The sequence below is a fragment of the Pseudohongiella sp. genome, assembly GCF_040877505.1.
Taxonomy (GTDB): domain Bacteria; phylum Pseudomonadota; class Gammaproteobacteria; order Pseudomonadales; family Pseudohongiellaceae; genus Pseudohongiella.
On record NZ_JBBDNQ010000045.1, the window covers coordinates 166,955 to 184,811 of the forward strand.

The following is a 17,857-nucleotide window of genomic DNA, read 5'->3' on the forward strand; positions in this document are numbered from 1 at the left end:
ACACGGAGAGGGATGCGAACCCGATCAGAGGGTCGACAGCTTGCGCAGCAAGCTGCTGCTTATTAAGGGCAGGACGGCGACCAGTTTGCAGGCATCACGCTCGCCACCAGGTCATAAAGCCCCTTGTCATAATCCTCCAGCTCCGCACGGGTATTCACTTGATTATGGATACCGTCACTGGGGATGGCCTGAAGATTGACATCAAACCACGACTGCACGCCCTCGGCAAAGTACTCCTCCTTATTGGTCGCGGCATATGTGTTTTGCCACAGGTTCGCATTCATGGCGGCCTGATAAGTGTCAGTAAGCCGTTGTTCCCAGGAATTATCCGCGAGACGCAGCCCGGTCAGGTCCATTGAATGGGCAAACTCATGGATGTTAATGTCTTCGCCCAGATAACGATCATTGCTGTAGCACATGACATTCTCTTCTGCCGCCGAGCTGGCCGGGCGGAACACTGTTGCCCCCAATCCCCGTGCCCGGTTGTCCCAGTCAGTAGCCGGTGCCGCCTCGTTCAGATCGGAATGTTCCGGGATGTCCGTTGTCACTTCCGTGGTGGCCATGATCGCGACCCTGACCTTATTCTTGATCATCTCAGCCAGCACATCCGGGCGCGCAGAGGTCATTTCCAGGACTTCCCGTCTTACCGAGTGCAGAGCTGCGTCGGGTACCAGGTCTGAGGAAATCACCGGCAATCCGTTGGCGTTGCAGTACTTGGTATAAAACGGATCCAGTTCCAGCGCTGTCGGCGGCGCCGTCACCACACATTCAGAGTCATACAGTCCGATGATACGAAAATCCAGAAAGGGGTCACTGGTGTCGACCAGTGTCTGCACATCAAAGCGCAGTCCGGTATCAACACCGTTCTGCAACAGGGGAAGGCTTTTGTAGTCGGCACGGTAATTATCTGATGTCAGTGATGCCTGGGTTTCCACGCAGGTGACGTTGTCAGGGATATTGCCGGTAATCGAATCTGCCGCAATTGGTCGGACGTATTCGCCAAACCCTTCCCGAAAGCCCAGTTGCAGGGTGCCGCGGAACGCGTCGCCGAGAAATGATATACATGGAACTGATAATTCGCCGGTGGTCTCTTCGAAACTGGCATAGTGTTCGATGGAAGTGCTTTCTGCGCCATGGGCGGAGAGGATTGTTGTTGAAAAAACAGCGCCGTACAGCATGGCCTTTATTGCGACTTGCTTGTTGATATTCCGTGTCATGGTGATCGTTTTTCCGTGAATTGAATATGAGTCTTATTCAAACACGAGATTGACGCAGCTGTATACAATGACCCAATATTTTGCGACATGGTGCACAGGGGGTGATATGGGCGCCCTGCAAAGCAGGGCATGTCAGCCCGCCCGGTCAGTTCTCCAGTTGATCTCGAGTCTGACCGGTTACAGGCTGCAGGTCATCATGGTGTTAGTTGGGTGATTCAGCGACAATAAATCGCAGATCTGTCAGTGTCGCACCCGAACTGTTCAAGGCCACACCCGCGGCCAGTGGGTATTGTGCAGTCACCGCGCTGGTGTGAAAAACACGGTCATTATGCAAATACTGCACGTGACCGTCTTTTACGACGATCATGAATCGATCCCCGGGAGAAAATCGGGTATCAGCCCTGTACACACCCAGTTCCCTGACCTCAGCGACCCCTTGCTGGAAGCGTAAACTGAAGTCCAGGTTCTTGCCGGGCACAATGGACTGATTGCGGGTCAAACCAGCAAACAACAACGGCTCAGATGCGCTTGGGGTGAATTCCAGGCGTGCCGTGCCGTGAGAGACACGTTGTGCCGAGATTGCACCGGCGTCAGCACAACCATTGCACCCTGATGATTTGACCAGAGAGTTGGCTGAGACCTGTACATTGCGAGTCTCATGCCAAAGCATCGAGCCGTCTGATAGTGCCGTTTCCGGTACTGATGGGGACAGCGTCCCAGTCGTCTGGCTGTTACCGTTATCGACTTTTAAAAATTCGTCCGGTATCTGAACAATAAAGGCATCCAGACGAGAGCCGCCGGCATTGCTTGTCCACAGAAAATAACGGCCGGTGACATCAAGATTCCCCTTGGGCGCCTTGGCATAATTGTCACCGCCTCCGGCAGCATTCAGGTCGGTCATCACTGGCGCTACCGCAAGCGCAGTTCCGCTGCCGTCCAGGTTAAAACAGATGATTTCATTGGCGTGAGGCCCCACGCTGCGATTGACGCTGCTGGCACAGGCATGTTGCTCCTCAGCCGGCGTACCTGGGCGGGCGTTGGTGTGAGACAGGTGGTTTGGGGCGGTGACTGTCCAGTCACTGTTGTGATAAACACGCTTGCCCTGCAGCACACTTTGATTAAAATCCCAGAGCTTCCAGGTATTCGCGTTTTCAGCCCAGTTGTCGGCTGCGATCATGTAGCCGTGACCAACATCGGAATGTCCGGCGGCACCATCCTGGTCAAGCAACACGCGCTCATGGCCGGTCTGCAGATTGACGATCAGGTTGTCTTCGCCGTACTTGCCGTCCAGGTTGGCTTTGATGATCAGCCATTCTCCGCTGCGATCGATCTGGCATTCATCAAAATCCTGCTCGATCGGGTAGAAGTGGTAACGGTTATTGTTTTCTTCGTAGGCCATACAGCCCAGCGCCTGATAATTGCTGTCGTCGCGCACTGTTGCTGAGTGAGACCGGTCGTTATCGCTGGAGTGCATCTGTGTCAGATAGAACCCGTCACCCAGTTGGTCGGTGATATCGACGACTGTTTCCATCTGCTCAGTCATCACGTCAAAGCGAACGATACGTGGGCCGTCATTGATATAAAGTTTTGTTGGCATCGTAGCGCTGAAATACCATCCTTCCCCGGTCGCCCAGCTCAGATGGTTGCTTGGCGGAAACAGTGCCCCCAGGTCTTTGATCTCGCCACTGCTTTTGTTGAGTTCAAACAGGCTTGGTCCCTGACCGCCCCGGCTTTGGTCCAGGCCGAGAAAAATGAGCATGGACTGCCTGCCCACGTGGTTGTTCATGTTGCGCCAGTATGAATAACCTGCATAATTCACGCAATCCTGATTGGCGCAGTGACTGCTGTTAGTCAATCTGACGGCCTGCGTATTGTAAGGGGCCGGGAAGGTGAACAGTCCGCGTTCTGGCATGAAGGCTTGAATGGCGCTCTGGTCCATAGCAGGTCTCGTCGACGCGGCGCCGGCATCTTCAAGGATGCCTTCTGCGCCGGGAGCGGCTGAAAGAGGAAGGGACAGGGCGGAAACAAGTAAAGACATGCTTGCGGCAACATATTTTTGATTAAGCATTTGATATTGCTCCAGGTAATGACACTATTGCATCAATTTACATTGACTGTTTTTTGTCTATCGCCTCAGGTATATACCTGACTGGGGTGTCATTAAGCCGGAGCATTGGAAAAGTTTCACCTGTCCAGGGTAACGTTTATGTAACGATGGGAGAGGCGTGAGCCAGATCACATAGTGATGGCAGGATTTTGTGTTTTTGAACGTTGCGAGAAAACGGAGCAGGATAAGGATATTTCAGCCGGTGCGGCAGGGAGGGAGCGCAAAGAGGGGGAAGCAGGGAGCAGGGAGCAGGGAGCAGGGTGGTTGATGATGGGCTCGGCAGTAATGAAATGAGCCGGAACTGATCCTTCAGTTTACCGGCTCATTCATCTACGTTTTTTACTGTTGTTTTCATAATAATCCCGTAATGTCATTGTTGTTATTTAACTATTTTATGGCTTGTGGCCATTACGCACTGTCGGATACGGGTTTTAAGCGACAGTCGTTGGTTTTACATTGGTTTTGATCCGGTAGGATCACTGACCAACAAAGCTGAAACGCAGTGCAGAGCGAACTGAAATGGCTTCGCCGGCATCAGCAACAACTGGCTCAAACTTCCAGCCTTCGATTGCATCCATGGTGGCGCGAGTGAATTCACGATAGCTTGAATCACGAATAGTCGGTTCAGCAACGCTGCCATCAGGCATCACAGTGAATTCAACGACAGTGTAACCTTCGATACCGGAGATCTCGGCACGACGGGGATACTCAGGGACAGACTCGGCAATGGCACGCAGGTTTTTGCTGCTGTACAGGGCGGGTTCCTGGGCGTGTGCTGCACCAGCAATCATGGAGCTACCGGCAACAACAGCGATCAAAGCGGCTTTAGAGATCAATTTCATTTTTTCACCTCGGGTATATAGTTAAAGTAGATTTTGGAGTTTTCTGGTGTCACTCACTTGCATGAGAGATAAAGCAAAAGCAATGCCAACTATTTTATTGTTTAAATATCAAATATTTAGCATTTATCTCTGGGTACCGTGATGCATGGCTGTGCGCTAGAAAGATGCATGTTGCACAACAATGACTCATCAGTGACAGCATATTACCAAAGCCATTTGACAGGATCGTGTCATTAGCTTGAAGATTTAATGAATTCCGTTGTGAGCAACTGATTTAGGACTGATGAAAGTAGCGTTCCAATAATGAATGCATTCATGGTAGTGTAAGAAAAACAAGCACAATAATAATCTGGAGAACTGTCATGAGGTTACGCCGCTTGCCTCTGGCTGCATGCATCGCAGCCTTCACCACCCTGGTTGCCTGTTCAGAAACGAATGACGCGCCGACAGCCATTCCCATTGTTGAAGACACACCGGTTCCACTTCATCTCTCCGTTGTGTCCAGTGCCCCCGACCAGGTAAGTGGCGGCAATGTACTGCTCAAGGTTACGTCTCCGGCTGAATCTGAACTCATGTTCATAGCCAATGGGCAGCAATTGTATGTTCGGCGTCAGGAGTCAGCGGACAATGATCTGCTGGTGCTACTTGAAGGCTTGCAGACAGGTGCCAATCAGGTGACGGTGACGAACCCGGCAGGCGACGAACTCGGCAGTATCGAACTGGTCAATCACCCAATTACCGGCCCGATGTTCTCGGGTCCGCAACAGTATCCCTTTGTCTGCAGCAGTGTGCTGGAATGGGGCGTGCAGCCTCTGGTCGACCATGATGAGCCATGGGGATTTCCGGTCTACGATGACCAAGGGACAGTCACTGGCTACAGCAAAGATTGCTCGATTGAACCCATCATTGAATACCATTACCTGAGCACGGACGGTGAATACCACCCCATGCCTGCTGACGGCACCCGACCGGCTGATCTGGCCCGCGCGGTTTTGTCCGATGGCCGTGATGTGGAGTTTATTGTGCGCTGGGAGCGCGGCACCATTAACCGCTTTTTGTACAGCTACGCAATGCTAGCGGATACCGACGGCAGTGTTGTTGATGTCAACGATACCGGCACCACGCACTGGAACGGTCGCCTGTTGTATCACTTTGAGGGCGGAGTTGGCGTCGGACATTTCCAGGGCCGGGTCAGCGAGGAGCGCGCCCGTCTGGCAGCGGCTCTGGCGCAAGGTTATGCCGTGGCGTATTCGTCAGGCAACCGCACCGGCGAGCATTACAACCTGCAACTGGGCGGTGAAACCGCATTGATGGTGAAAGAGCATTTCATCAAGCGTTTCGGTGAGCCCGATTACACGGTTGCCATCGGGGGTTCCGGCGGGGCCATTCAGCAATATGTTTATCAGCAGAACCACCCCGGATTGATTGATGCCGGCGTGCCGCAGTACTCCTACCCCGACATGGTTACCCAGACCATTCATGTTGGCGACTGTGAGTTGCTTGAGCATTATATGGATGTCACTGATCGTGATAACCCGCGCTGGCAGGAGACGCGTGCGCGCAGTCTGTTGCTGGGGTTCAACTCCACCGATGCCGTGCCTGATCCGCTGGCAGAGGCCAAACGTGCGCTGGGTTACAGTTCGGCGCCCGGTTCCAATGAGTGTATTCCGGCCTGGCGCGGTTTGACGCCACTGACCATGAATCCGCATTATGGCCAGGTGCGCGAGCAGGACAAGATGCACCCGCCCGGCATCATGAATGATGTGAAGTGGACCCACTATGATGATCTGCGCAATATCTACGGCGTTGATGAACGTGGCTGGGCGCGTGTGCCCTGGGACAATGTGGGGGTGCAATACGGCCTGCAGGCACTGCGCGAAGGCGTCATTACCGATGCCGAGTTTCTTGACCTGAATGCCAAAGTGGGCGGCTGGAAACATCCCTCGGAGATGGTGCAGGAGGGGTATCCGTTTCTGGGTGAACCGACCCCCGAGAATTTTGATCCGTGGAGCCGACGCAATATGAACCTGTCCGACGGTGATGCACCGGCACCCAGAACACGAGGCGACCTGCAGGCCATTCAGGCACTTTACCAAAGTGGCATGGTGTTCGACGGTCAACTGAATATCCCGGTCATTGACTGGCGACACTATCTGGAAGACGAGCTCGATATGCACAATAGCCATCAGTCATTTTCGGCACGCCAGCGCATAGAGAACCGAATGGGCAACAGCGGCAATCAAGTGATCTGGTTCACTGATGCGCGTCCGGAACGGGTTTTTGATCAGACCGGTGAAGCGCTGGAAGTGCTGCATGAATGGGTAACCAATATCAAAGCCAATCCTGATGCAGGCGTTGCCGGTAACCGCCCGGCATCAGCGCAGGATGCCTGCTTTGCCACCGACGGCAGTGTGATCGCGCGCGGCAATGATGTATGGAGCGGAGTGCTGGATGACAATGCGGCAGGTGATTGCACAGAAGTGTTTCCTTTGTACACTACCTCGCGGATTGAGGCTGGCGGTCCGATTGAGGGCAGTATCTTCAAATGTCAGCTGAAACCGCTGGATGTTGCGCTCAGCGATGGCACTTATGGCAGCTGGGTGCCCGATCAGGATCAGATCAGCACCCTGAATGACATTTTTCCCGAAGGCGTCTGTGACTATACCCAGCCAGACCAGGGCCGACCCGGGCAGCCCGATTAGAACCGGGGGCTGGCCGGGCTAACGCAGGACCCGGCGCAGCTGCTCGCGGTGAAATGCCGAGGTTTCGTCAATGTCTGCCACAAAGCGGCATTTACGCACGGGAATGTTGCTGCTGATGGGGACTTCGCTGCGGCACACGATGCGCTCCTCGGGCTGTACCATGGCATTGTATTGCTCCACCTCGGCGGGCGTTGGCGGGCGCCGGAAGTTGCCTTCGCCGGGCGCGACGCAAGCCACCAGCAGGGGTGATAACAAATACAGATACGTCATGCGGAGACGCGACCGTGCCTGCGCACCTGCAGGTTTGTGGCAATACTCATGGTGACGTTTGGTCAAACTCATACGGATGATCCTCGGTAAAAAAATCATCCGTGAGCTGTGGTCTGACAATCCCTTCTGATGTGTTCATGGCGGACAGCAGCGAGTTGCCGCCAGCTGGCGTTGCAAAGTAGGGCGCCGGCAGGACAACCGTGTTGCCAAATAATGACTCAATGAGTTGTGTTGCCGATGGATCCGCGCGCAGGGCCTGGTAAGCTTTGCGATAGTAACCACGCGCCAGAGCGTCTTTGCCGAACAGCAACTGCCAGTCGCCCAGCAGCGTATCAATATGGGCCAGGGCATGGTTGTCCTCCCCATCCGACGTATGCTGCCGGTGAATGCGCTCCAGCAATTCCTGCCCGATCGCGTAACTGCGCCGCTCAGCTTCACTGCCCGACATTGACCAGCCGCTGACGCGCACTGGCTGGTCCGTGCGCACTTCCAGGCTGGTCAGGCCGCGCAGACTCGCTTCGGTGGTAAGGTAGTAATGCAGGACGGCGATCCGGTACAACAGCGGCGACAGTCCGGCCTGATGTCCGGGTCTTTGTTCCAGTGAACTGACGGCTTGCCAGAGCAGGTTTCTCGCCCGTATCAAATGCCAGGTACGATGCTCGTCTGTCATCGCCAGGGCAGCGCTTTGATGCCAGTCGGCACCGGTTTCAAGTGCCTCCGCGTAGCGAACCTGCTGGTTTTGATATATGCGCTCGCTCAGTGCCCGGTGATAGTCCAGGTAATAATTGAACTGATCCCAGTCCCGTCGCGCCAGATTGATTGCCAGCAATCGGTCGAGCACCGGCAGCTGTGCTTCGTGAAACAGGCCCTGGTCGGCGCGGACGCTTTCAAATGCCTGGCGGAAGGCCACTTCGGCCGCATCAAATTCACCGCCCTGCAGCAGGGTCTCGGCCGATGCCAGAGCCTTGCGCTGACTGCCGGGTGTGTAATGATTGCTGGCCTGATTAGATAGATGGCTGGATAGATGGGTGGATAGCTGGCTGGCTTGAGAGGCGGGTATTTGTGCCGGTGCAGCAGCACCCCAGGTCACGGCCAGTGCAGTGACGCATACGAGCAGAACAAAGGCTGGCCCTGAGGCACATTGCATGATGCAAAGCTCCGCGCATGGTTATTTAATACGCCGACTACTACTTTGTTAGGTATTCTTATCCTGTTTGGTGCTCTTATCCTGTTTGGTACTTCGACATTCCTTTTTTTTGACCGAAGCTTGAGGCTAATCCATTCTTCAGCCATTGTCTATTTATTCGCCAGAGCCTCCCCGACAGATCATCGTTGAGTCAATAAGCATTACAGATGGGTTTCGGTGATAAAAGCCATATATAAAATAAATACTAAAAATAAAGGCGTTTATTCATTAGAATGTCGGCTGACAATTTGTACTGGCAATAAATTTTTGCAGCTAAACAGGAACCCATCATGAAACTGGAAGATATCAAGACTATATGTGTCGTCGGCGCGGGCAACATGGGGCATCAGATTGCCCTGCAGGCTGCGATTTGCGGTTACAAGGTGAAATGCTCGGATGTGAATGCCGACACGCTGAAAAAGGCCGATGCTTTTGTTGACTCCTATCTGCCGGGTCGCGTCGAAAAAGGACGTTTGACTGCGGATCAGGCGAAACAGGCGCGGGCCAACATCGAATTTGTCGACAGCCTGGAAAAGGCGGCCGGGGGTGCCGATTTTGTTATTGAGGCGGCAACCGAAGTATTGTCACTGAAGCGCAAGATCTTTGCCGATCTGGATCGCATCGCGCCCAAACACGCAATTCTGGCGACCAACAGTTCCGCGATTGTCAGTTCAAAAATTGCCGATGCAACGCAGCGCCAGGACAAAGTCGTCAACATGCATTTCTTTAATCCGGCCCTGGTAATGAAGCTGGTCGAAGTGGTCAAGGGTGAGCACGTGTCCGACGAAACGGCTGATGTGACCATGGCGTTGAGCAAGGACCTGCAGAAAGTGCCTGTGCTGCTGAAAAAGGAAGTCGACGGCTTTTTGCTGAACCGTATTTTTGCCGCTATTTCAAAAGAAGCGATGTGGCTGCTGGAAATGGGTGTTGCCGAGGTTGAAGACATTGATAATGCTTGCGTGTACGGTGCCGGTCACCCGATGGGACCCTTCCGCCTGAACGATCTCACCGGCCTGGACCTGAGCTATATCATGCGTATGGAGAAGTTCCGCGAGACCGGTAACCCGGCCGACCTGCCAAACCCGCGCCTGGTAGAGCATTACATGAAAGGCGAGTTTGGCGAGAAGACGGGCCAGGGCTGGTACAGCTACCCTGGCAAGTAAGAGCTACCATCGTTGCTGGCTCTTCGTTGAAAGCAAGCAGTCAATGCTCATTTACTTATAGTAAACTGCGCTTTCCTGCTTGCTTTCGCCTCGATCCAGCGGCCTCGCCTACGCTCTTGTATTGCAGGAAATCAATGTTAATCCGCTGACAGCGCTGCGGCGACGTCAGCGGGTTCCAGCTCAAGACCGCTCATTTCAGTATCCCAGTTGGGACCGATCATGGCATTGTCTTCATGGATGCCTGGCAGCCATTCAGTGGCAAAGTCCTGCAGGGAGATGACTTTGGGTTTGTAGTCGCTCCACTCGTCAGTGCACAGGGCGGCGGCATAGCGCTCGTCCGACCAGAAAGGAAATACCTCGGTCTCCTCAAACTCGACCGACGGGCACAGGGCCCAGCCGTCCTCACCGTGCAGGCCCCAGACCTCACCGGTATGCTGCACCTGATCCAGAAAAAGTTGATAATTGGCATCTTCGTCTTCGCCCAGTACGGCGGGGGGGTTGATGGCTGTTGTCATTGCGCTGTCTCCTGCTGGATGTGTCGTCGTTGGGGTCGTCTTTCGAGGGCGCGTATAGTAGCTGAAACAGGCTCAGGATACAGCAATTTCACCACAAGGATTTATTTATGTCGCCAAGCAAACCAGTCTTACCCTGCCAGGCCAGCACCCTGGACACTTCCATCAGCCCCAACGGAAGTCTGGAGCTACTGTCTCAGGCCGAGGTAGAGCGCTTGCGTGGTGTCGCCCGGGGCGCCCTGTACGAACTGTTCCGGCGCTGCGCACTGGCGGTGCTCAATTGTGACGATACCTCAGACAGCGCTGAAGAGGTCTACCAGCGCTATCCTGACTTTCAGATCGAGATCGTTCAGCGTACACGTGGCATCAAACTGCAGTTGTGCAACGCACCGGCCTGCGCGTTTGTCGACGGCGTGATCATCAGCGGTATCCGCGAACATCTGTTTGCCGTGCTGCGCGACATCGTGTTTGTGTCCAGCGAGCTGTACCGGCCTTTGGAGAACGGGCACGGGGAAGATGCAGGTGACATGATCCAGCATAACTTTGAGGCCATTCGCTTCGATCAGTCTGATGTTGACAGTGCCGAGGCAGTCAAAAGCCTGGTGTTTCATGTGTTGCGCAATGCCGGTTTGTTGCAGCCCAAAGTATTGCCGCGCCTGGTTGTATGCTGGGGCGGGCACGCCATCAGCCGCGACGAATACGACTACAGCAAATCGGTGGGGTACCAACTGGGCCTGCGCGGACTGGATATCTGCACCGGTTGTGGTCCGGGCGCCATGAAAGGCCCCATGAAAGGGGCCACGATTGGTCATGCCAAACAACGGATACAGGGCGGGCGTTACATCGGCATCAGCGAACCGGGTATTATTGCCGCCGAATCGCCCAACCCGATTGTGAATCATCTGGTTGTGCTGCCGGATATCGAAAAACGGCTGGAAGCCTTTGTTCGTCTGGGGCACGGCGTTATCGTGTTTCCGGGCGGGGTGGGTACGCTGGAGGAGATTCTGTTCCTGCTGGGCACACTGATGCACCCGGCCAACAAGGACATCCATGTGCCGGTCATTTTCACTGAGCCAGCCTGCAGTCAGGGTTATTTCCGCAAGGTGGACGCTTTTCTGGTCAACACCCTGGGCGAGGGTGTCCGGGCGTTTTACCAGATCGTGGAGGCGGACCCGGTCAAGGTGGCGCAGGTCATGAAAACCGGGATTGACAAGGTCTCGCGCAACCGCCGCAAGTCACGTGATGCCTACTATTACAACTGGTTGCTGCACATCCCGCAGGGTATGAAAGATCCGTTTGATGTCACGCACAAAACCATGGCGGGTCTGACACTGACGCGGGATCTGCCGGCAGAAGAGATGGCGGTGAACCTGCGCCGTGCCTTTTCCGGCATTGTTGCGGGTAACGTCAAAGACAAAGGCGTGCGCCTGGTCCGCGAGTTGGGGCCCTTTGAGCTGCGCGGTGAGCGCGCCATCATGGATGCCATGGACGGTCTGCTGCGCGACTTTGTCGCCGATGGCCGCATGAAGCTGTTAAGGGAGCAGTACAATCCTTGTTATACTATGCACCCTGTGTCGTAGGGCATCTCACGCCGCAGGGCATCTCCTGCCGTCAGGACATCCGCCGGAGCCTGCAAATATGCCGGTCTGCGCCTGCAAGAGCCGTCTCGGGGCGGCAGTGCAAACCGGCGTAATACTTGACTAAATTAGTCGGATAATGAATAATTGACCGCCTGAAGCCACCATATCTGGCGTCCTGATCATCAGGAAAGAGCTTTCAGGAAAGGTTTTTTGGAAAGAGGTTTCCCATGAGTGAACAACTGAGTGGCAACGCACAGGTAGAAGACCTGATGCGCAAGGATTACGCAGCCGGCTTTCATTCGGCTATCGAATCCGACACCCTGCCACCGGGGCTCGATGAGGACACGGTGCGCTTTATTTCGGCACAGAAAGAAGAGCCGGAATGGATGCTGGAATGGCGTCTGAAAGCCTACCGCGCCTGGCGCGAAATGGTTGAACCGACCTGGGCGCATGTGCACTACCCGGAAATCGATTTTTCCTCGATCTCCTACTATAGTTCGCCCAAAAGCATGAAAAACCGGCCTAAAAGTCTGGAAGAAGTCGATCCAGAGCTAATTGCCACCTACGAAAAACTGGGCATTCCCCTGCATGAGCAGGCGGCACTGGCCGGTGTCGCGGTGGACGCCGTGTTCGATTCGGTGTCCGTCGTCACCACCTTCCGCGAAAAACTGTATGAAGCAGGCGTGATTTTCTGCCCCATCTCCGAAGCCGTGCACAAGCACCCAGAGCTGGTGAAAAAATACCTGGGTTCCGTTGTTCCGCAAAAAGACAATTTCTACGCGGCACTGAACTCCGCGGTGTTCTCGGACGGTTCCTTTGTGTACATCCCCAAGGGCGTGCGCTGCCCCATGGAGCTGTCGACCTATTTCCGCATCAACGAACTCAACACCGGGCAGTTCGAGCGTACCCTGATCATTGCTGAGGAAGGCTCCCATGTGAGCTACCTGGAAGGCTGCACCGCGCCCATGCGCGACGAAAACCAGCTGCATGCGGCGGTGGTCGAGCTGGTGGCGCTGGATGATGCCACCATCAAGTACTCCACGGTGCAAAACTGGTACCCGGGCGACAAGAACGGCAAGGGCGGCATTTACAATTTTGTCACCAAGCGCGGCATTGCACATAAAAATGCGCGCATCTCCTGGACGCAGGTGGAAACCGGGTCTGCCGTCACCTGGAAGTATCCCAGTTGCATCCTGAAAGGGGACAACAGTGTGGGTGAATTTTATTCGGTGGCGCTGACCAATAACTTCCAGCAGGCCGATACTGGCACCAAGATGATTCACCTGGGCAAGAACACCAGCTCGACGATCATTGCCAAAGGTATTTCCGCCGGCCGCAGCAACAGTTCCTATCGTGGACTGGTGCGGATGAATCCGGGCGCCGAGGGTGCGCGTAACTTTACCCAGTGTGACTCGCTGCTGATAGGCGACAAATGTGGTGCTCACACCTTTCCTTACATCGAAAACCGCAACTCGTCTGCCGTCATCGAGCATGAGGCAACCACCTCCAAGGTCAGCGATGAACAGATGTTTCTGTGTCAGCAGCGCGGACTGGATGCGGAAAAAGCGGTGTCGATGATCGTCAACGGTTTTTGCCGCGAAGTATTCAAAGAACTACCCATGGAGTTTGCGGTGGAAGCCGGCAAGCTGCTCGAAGTCAGCCTTGAAGGCTCGGTCGGATAACACGGAAAACGAATTATGCTCGAGATCAACAAACTTAATGCCCAGGTCGAAGACAGTCATATCCTGCATGACCTGAGCCTGTCCATCAAAGCCGGTGAAGTGCATGCCATCATGGGCCCCAATGGCTCCGGCAAAAGCACGCTGGGCAATGTGCTGACCGGGCGCGATGGTTATGAAGTGCTGTCCGGTGACATCACCTTCAACGGCAAGAACCTGCAGGACATGGGCATCGAAGAGCGCGCGCGCGAAGGCATGTTCCTGGCGTTTCAGTACCCGGTGGAGATTCCCGGCGTCAGCAACATGGAGTTCCTCAAGGCTGCCGTGGATGCCCGGCGCAAACACCAGGGCCTGGAAGAACTGTCGTCATTTGATTTCATGAAACTGGCACGTGATACCAGCAAGAAAGTGAGTCTTGACCCGTCTTTCCTGAAGCGCGGTGTCAACGAAGGGTTTTCCGGCGGTGAAAAGAAGCGTAACGAGATCATGCAGATGATGTTGCTGGAACCCAGCCTGTGCATTCTTGACGAGACCGACTCCGGCCTCGATATCGATGCCCTGCAGGTGGTTGCCAGCGGCGTTAACGCCATGCGCAGCAGCGAGCGCAGCTTTATTGTGGTCACCCACTATCAGCGCCTGCTGGACTTTATTGTGCCCGACTACGTGCACGTATTGGCCGGTGGCAAGATCGTGAAGAGCGGTGACAAGGAACTGGCCAAAGAACTGGAAGCCAAAGGTTACGGCTGGCTGGAAGGTGAGGTCGCCTGAGTATGTCCGTACCCACAGCAGTCAGCAATGCACGCAGCGCATCAGCGGTTGCCAATGTCGGCGCAGCCGAATTCCAGCAGCACGCACTGGCGTTGGCCGATGCACAACAAAGCCCGGCCTGGCTTGCCGCCTTGCGTGAACAGGGCAGCACCGATTTTGCCCGCACCGCCTGGCCCGGCCGCAAGACCGAGCAGTGGAAGTACACCACGCTGCAATCATTCCAGGACTTTACCGCAGCCGACTGGGGCGCGGGCAGGGTTGCAGGTGATCGCGCGCGTGACGCCGTTCATGCTGCGTCCGTTGTCAGCTCACAGCTGCTGACGCTGGATGCCACGACGCTGGTGTTTGTGGACGGTGTTTTTGACGCTGAAGTCTCGGACGCTTTGCCAGCGGGCATGACCCTGTTCAGCAACGCGGATGCTGCGGCGCAAAAGCTGATCAAAGACTACCTGGGCCGAATTGCCGGCAGCGTGGATACCGCGCGCCGCAACCTGTTTGCGATGCTCAACAATGCCTGGGCCAGTGAAGGCCTGCTGCTACACGTGCCGCGCCAGACAACGCTGAACAAGCCGGTGTATATCGCGCATGTGTCTTCGTTGAGTACATCCAGGGAACCGACCGTATCCAATCAGCGTGTGCTGGTGGTGGTGGAAGAGGGCGCCCGCGCCGAAATTGTTGAACACTATGTATCACAATCAGCGGAACAACAGGCCTTTGTTAATGCAATGACCGAGATACATCTCGGCAACAATGCCCAACTGCACCACACCCGGCTCAATCTGGAGCCCGAATCCGTCTCCCACATCGGCGGGGTCTACCTGAACCTGCAACGTGATTCACGTTTCAACGGGTTTACCATTGCTGAAGGCAGCCGCCTGAAACGCATCGACTATCAGATGAATCATTGCGGACCGGGCGCCGAACTGAACCTTGACGGTGTCTACCTGGCGCGCAACAAACAACTGGTGGATTACCACACCACCATCGAACACCGCGTGCCCAATGGCACCAGCAAGGAAGTCTTTCGTGGCATTATCGGCGACCGCGCCAAGGCCGTGTTCAACGGGCGTATCCATATCCACAAGGATGCCCAGAAAACGCTGGCAGAACTGAACAACCGCAACCTGCTGACCTCCAGCAACGCGGAAATAGATACCAAACCCGAGCTGGAAATTTATGCCGATGATGTGCGTTGTGCGCACGGTGCCACCATCAGCCAGCTTGACGAAACCGCACTGTACTACCTGCAAAGCCGTGGCATCAGCCCGGCGCAGGCGCGGGTCATGCTCAGCTTCGGGTTCATCAATGAATTGCTGCAGGGCCTGCCGCACGAAGAAATCAAAACCGCACTGGGTACTCATCTGACGGCCCTGTTTGCCGCCGACCGTGCCCTGGTTAGTGATGTCGGGGCTGTTGAAACCGGAATCACTGATGCTGCCAGCGAGCGTAGCTGACATGGGCGCAGCCGAAACAGCGAGCGCAGCCACGGTGAGCAACAGCACTGGTTTTGATGTCGAGCGCGTGCGTGCGGAATTTCCCATTCTGCAGCAACAGGTCAATGGACACCCACTGGTGTATCTGGATAACGCCGCCACCACACAAAAGCCGCGCGCAGTGATTGACGCCATCAGCGACTACTACTGCCACGACAACAGTAACGTGCATCGTGGCGCTCATGCGCTGAGCGATCGCGCCACAGCCAAATTCGAAGGTGCGCGGCAAAAAGTTGCGGACTTTATTCACGCCGAAGCTGCCGCGCAGATCATCTGGACCCGCGGCACCACCGAAGCCATCAATCTGGTGGCCGCGTGCTGGGGGGGCAGCAATCTGCAGGCTGGCGACCGTGTCCTGGTCTCCGCCATGGAACATCATTCCAATATCGTGCCCTGGCAGATGGTTGCCGAGAAAACCGGCGCCCGGGTTGAGGTGATTCCGGTGGACGATACCGGCACGCTGGATCTGAAAGCTTTTGCCATGATGCTCGACAATCGCGTGCGACTGGTGTCGGTGAATCATGTGTCCAATGCGCTGGGCACCATCAACCCGATTGCCGACATGATCAAACTGGCCCACGAAGCTGGCGCCCTGGTGCTGATTGATGGCGCGCAGGCCATCGCGCACTGGCCGGTCGATGTGCAGGCACTGGGCTGTGATTTTTATACGTTTTCAGGGCACAAACTGTTTGGGCCCACCGGCATCGGTGTCCTGTATGGTCGCCGCGAACTGCTCGACGCCATGCCGCCGTACCAGGGCGGTGGCGAGATGATTGAAACCGTCAGTTTTGCCGGCACCACCTACAATCAATTGCCGTACAAGTTTGAAGCGGGCACGCCCGATATTGCCGGTGCCATTGGTCTGGGCGCTGCCATTGATTATGTTAATGCTCTCGACCGCAACGCCGCCGCCGCGCACGAAGACGCACTGTTGGCCTATGCCCGCGACAAGGCCTTGCAGGTGCCCGGGCTGCGACTAATCGGCACCGCGACAAACAAGGCCGCCGTGCTCAGTTTTGTACTCGAAGGCGCGCATCCATCGGACATAGGCATGTTGATGGACCAGCAGGGCATTGCGGTACGCACCGGCCATCATTGTGCCCAGCCGCTGATGGAGCAATACCAGATACCCGGTACCGTGCGGGCGAGTTTCAGTTTTTACAATACATTCGATGATATTGATCGGCTGTTTGCCGCGCTGGATAAAGCCAGCGGCATGTTGCTTTAGTGCACAGGTGTGCATTGATTAATATTAAACAGGGGGTAGTACCATGGCTGTAGAAACGTATGATCCGCGTACTGCTGCCACCACGCGGGTGACAGAAGCCCCAGTGACAGTTAGCCCGGCCGCAGTAGAACATTTTCGCCGTCAGTTGCAGAAAGACCACAGCGCCCGGGCCGTTCGCCTGAGCGTCAAGGAAAGCGGCTGCACCGGTTTCATGTATGTGGTTGACCTGGTACCTGAAGTCAATGCCGATGACATCCGGCAGACGCTTGAAGAGGGTGTAGAGCTGATGATCGACCGCGGCAGTCTGAACGTGGTCAACGGCACCCAGATTGATCTGGTCACCGAAGGCGTCAACCGTCAACTTCGCTTTCAGAACCCCAACGCCAAGGATCATTGTGGCTGTGGTGAAAGTTTCAGCGTCGGATAAATGTCCGCCGGCCAGCTGACACATAACCAGCCGACACATAGAGAGTAGAACATGCAGCGACAAATGGTTGTAGCACAGGCGGACTGCCCGGCGCGACGCGTACCGGACGGTACCCCGGTTACCATTGCCAAAGACAGTTTTGTCAGTATCACCCAGGCCCTGGGCGGTAACTACACAGTGGTGCACAACGGGCAGATGTTGCGTGTCGACGGCACCGACGCCGCCATTCTCGGCCTGCAGCCGGAAACGCTGAGTTTCCCCACCCCCAGCGATGACAGCATTCATGAAGAGCAGGTCTGGGAAGCGCTGGGCACCGTCTTTGATCCGGAAATTCCCGTTGATCTGGTCAACCTGGGGTTGATCTACAAAGTTGCCATTGATCAGGACTCCAAAACCGTCAGTATCGACATGACCCTGACCGCACCCGGCTGCGGCATGGGCCCGGTGCTGGTGGGCGATGTTGAATACCGGGTGCGCAAAGTGCCCAATGTGAAGACGGTCAACGTTGATCTGGTGTTTGATCCGCCCTGGAGTCGCGACATGATGAGCGAAGAGGCGCAGCTTGAAACCGGGATGTTCTTTTAGAAGGGAAAAAGCACACGTCATGAAAGAGTTTGGCACAGACATCACCACCGACGACATCATTGATACGCTGGCGTTTTTTGACAGCTGGGATGACCGCT

At 55.4% G+C, this 17,857-nt stretch carries 15 protein-coding genes; 9 read left to right on the top strand and 6 right to left on the bottom strand.

Annotated features, from left to right (window positions below; translation table 11 throughout):
- Nucleotides 1-62: 62 nt before the first annotated feature.
- The 3 genes from WD071_RS16710 to WD071_RS16720 all read right to left on the bottom strand — a co-directional run bounded on the left by WD071_RS16710 (nt 63) and on the right by WD071_RS16720 (nt 4,166).
- On the bottom strand, nt 63-1,217 hold the full coding sequence (locus WD071_RS16710; RefSeq protein WP_368049540.1) for a hypothetical protein: 1,155 nt from the start codon (nt 1,215-1,217) through the stop codon (nt 63-65).
- Between the two features lie 202 nt (nt 1,218-1,419).
- Nucleotides 1,420-3,285: a hypothetical protein gene (locus WD071_RS16715; protein WP_368049541.1), complete on the bottom strand. Its 1,866-nt coding sequence runs from the start codon at nt 3,283-3,285 to the stop codon at nt 1,420-1,422.
- Between the two features lie 515 nt (nt 3,286-3,800).
- Nucleotides 3,801-4,166 carry an energy transducer TonB gene (locus tag WD071_RS16720; RefSeq protein ID WP_368049542.1) on the bottom strand — a complete coding sequence of 122 codons (366 nt, stop codon included), beginning with the start codon at nt 4,164-4,166 and terminating at the stop codon, nt 3,801-3,803.
- A gap of 362 nt (nt 4,167-4,528) precedes the next feature.
- Here WD071_RS16720 and WD071_RS16725 point away from each other — a divergent pair, with 362 nt between their 5' ends.
- A complete protein-coding gene (locus tag WD071_RS16725; protein WP_368049543.1) occupies nt 4,529-6,868 on the top strand; it encodes a DUF6351 family protein in 2,340 nt (779 codons plus the stop codon).
- A gap of 18 nt (nt 6,869-6,886) precedes the next feature.
- Here the strand turns inward: WD071_RS16725 and WD071_RS16730 are convergent, their stop codons facing one another.
- Nucleotides 6,887-7,210, bottom strand: a complete 324-nt coding sequence (locus WD071_RS16730; RefSeq protein ID WP_368049544.1) for a hypothetical protein — start codon at nt 7,208-7,210, stop codon at nt 6,887-6,889.
- A complete protein-coding gene (locus tag WD071_RS16735; RefSeq protein ID WP_368049545.1) occupies nt 7,185-8,285 on the bottom strand; it encodes a hypothetical protein in 1,101 nt (366 codons plus the stop codon). The genes WD071_RS16730 and WD071_RS16735 overlap by 26 nt, the downstream gene beginning before the upstream one ends.
- A gap of 329 nt (nt 8,286-8,614) precedes the next feature.
- On the opposite strand from WD071_RS16735, the gene WD071_RS16740 reads away from it, so the two are divergent.
- Entirely contained in the window at nt 8,615-9,487 is an 873-nt protein-coding gene (locus WD071_RS16740) for a 3-hydroxyacyl-CoA dehydrogenase family protein (protein WP_368049546.1), read from the top strand.
- A 137-nt stretch (nt 9,488-9,624) separates the two neighbouring features.
- On the opposite strand, the gene WD071_RS16745 is transcribed toward WD071_RS16740, so the two are convergent.
- Entirely contained in the window at nt 9,625-10,002 is a 378-nt protein-coding gene (locus WD071_RS16745) for a DUF2750 domain-containing protein (RefSeq protein ID WP_368049547.1), read from the bottom strand.
- 107 nt (nt 10,003-10,109) lie between these two features.
- On the opposite strand from WD071_RS16745, the gene ppnN reads away from it, so the two are divergent.
- The 7 genes from ppnN (at nt 10,110) to sufT (ending at nt 17,759) form a co-directional block, all read left to right on the top strand.
- Nucleotides 10,110-11,579 (top strand): nucleotide 5'-monophosphate nucleosidase PpnN, encoded by a 1,470-nt coding sequence (ppnN, locus tag WD071_RS16750; protein WP_368049548.1) that lies wholly within the window; start codon nt 10,110-10,112, stop codon nt 11,577-11,579.
- 227 nt (nt 11,580-11,806) lie between these two features.
- A complete protein-coding gene (gene sufB / locus WD071_RS16755) occupies nt 11,807-13,261 on the top strand; it encodes a Fe-S cluster assembly protein SufB (RefSeq protein ID WP_368049549.1) in 1,455 nt (484 codons plus the stop codon).
- A 15-nt stretch (nt 13,262-13,276) separates the two neighbouring features.
- Nucleotides 13,277-14,026 (top strand): Fe-S cluster assembly ATPase SufC, encoded by a 750-nt coding sequence (gene sufC, locus WD071_RS16760; protein WP_368049550.1) that lies wholly within the window; start codon nt 13,277-13,279, stop codon nt 14,024-14,026.
- Between the two features lie 2 nt (nt 14,027-14,028).
- Nucleotides 14,029-15,480 carry a Fe-S cluster assembly protein SufD gene (sufD, locus tag WD071_RS16765; RefSeq protein WP_368049551.1) on the top strand — a complete coding sequence of 484 codons (1,452 nt, stop codon included), beginning with the start codon at nt 14,029-14,031 and terminating at the stop codon, nt 15,478-15,480.
- Between the two features lies 1 nt (nt 15,481).
- Nucleotides 15,482-16,747 carry an aminotransferase class V-fold PLP-dependent enzyme gene (locus WD071_RS16770; RefSeq protein WP_368049556.1) on the top strand — a complete coding sequence of 422 codons (1,266 nt, stop codon included), beginning with the start codon at nt 15,482-15,484 and terminating at the stop codon, nt 16,745-16,747.
- A gap of 43 nt (nt 16,748-16,790) precedes the next feature.
- Entirely contained in the window at nt 16,791-17,174 is a 384-nt protein-coding gene (locus WD071_RS16775; protein ID WP_368049552.1) for a HesB/IscA family protein, read from the top strand.
- A 51-nt stretch (nt 17,175-17,225) separates the two neighbouring features.
- On the top strand, nt 17,226-17,759 hold the full coding sequence (gene sufT / locus WD071_RS16780) for a putative Fe-S cluster assembly protein SufT (RefSeq protein ID WP_368049553.1): 534 nt from the start codon (nt 17,226-17,228) through the stop codon (nt 17,757-17,759).
- Nucleotides 17,760-17,857: the final 98 nt, after the last annotated feature.

Bases quoted from the DNA above. Each gene is read 5' to 3' on its own strand.
- WD071_RS16710 (WP_368049540.1), bottom strand. From the start codon at position 1,217: ATGACACGGAATATCAACAAGCAAGTCGCAATAAAGGCCATGCTGTAC.
- WD071_RS16715 (WP_368049541.1), bottom strand. From the start codon at position 3,285: ATGCTTAATCAAAAATATGTTGCCGCAAGCATGTCTTTACTTGTTTCC.
- WD071_RS16720 (WP_368049542.1), bottom strand. From the start codon at position 4,166: ATGAAATTGATCTCTAAAGCCGCTTTGATCGCTGTTGTTGCCGGTAGC.
- WD071_RS16725 (WP_368049543.1), top strand. From the start codon at position 4,529: ATGAGGTTACGCCGCTTGCCTCTGGCTGCATGCATCGCAGCCTTCACC.
- WD071_RS16730 (WP_368049544.1), bottom strand. From the start codon at position 7,210: ATGAGTTTGACCAAACGTCACCATGAGTATTGCCACAAACCTGCAGGT.
- WD071_RS16735 (WP_368049545.1), bottom strand. From the start codon at position 8,285: ATGCAATGTGCCTCAGGGCCAGCCTTTGTTCTGCTCGTATGCGTCACT.
- WD071_RS16740 (WP_368049546.1), top strand. From the start codon at position 8,615: ATGAAACTGGAAGATATCAAGACTATATGTGTCGTCGGCGCGGGCAAC.
- WD071_RS16745 (WP_368049547.1), bottom strand. From the start codon at position 10,002: ATGACAACAGCCATCAACCCCCCCGCCGTACTGGGCGAAGACGAAGAT.
- ppnN (WP_368049548.1), top strand. From the start codon at position 10,110: ATGTCGCCAAGCAAACCAGTCTTACCCTGCCAGGCCAGCACCCTGGAC.
- sufB (WP_368049549.1), top strand. From the start codon at position 11,807: ATGAGTGAACAACTGAGTGGCAACGCACAGGTAGAAGACCTGATGCGC.
- sufC (WP_368049550.1), top strand. From the start codon at position 13,277: ATGCTCGAGATCAACAAACTTAATGCCCAGGTCGAAGACAGTCATATC.
- sufD (WP_368049551.1), top strand. From the start codon at position 14,029: ATGTCCGTACCCACAGCAGTCAGCAATGCACGCAGCGCATCAGCGGTT.
- WD071_RS16770 (WP_368049556.1), top strand. From the start codon at position 15,482: ATGGGCGCAGCCGAAACAGCGAGCGCAGCCACGGTGAGCAACAGCACT.
- WD071_RS16775 (WP_368049552.1), top strand. From the start codon at position 16,791: ATGGCTGTAGAAACGTATGATCCGCGTACTGCTGCCACCACGCGGGTG.
- sufT (WP_368049553.1), top strand. From the start codon at position 17,226: ATGCAGCGACAAATGGTTGTAGCACAGGCGGACTGCCCGGCGCGACGC.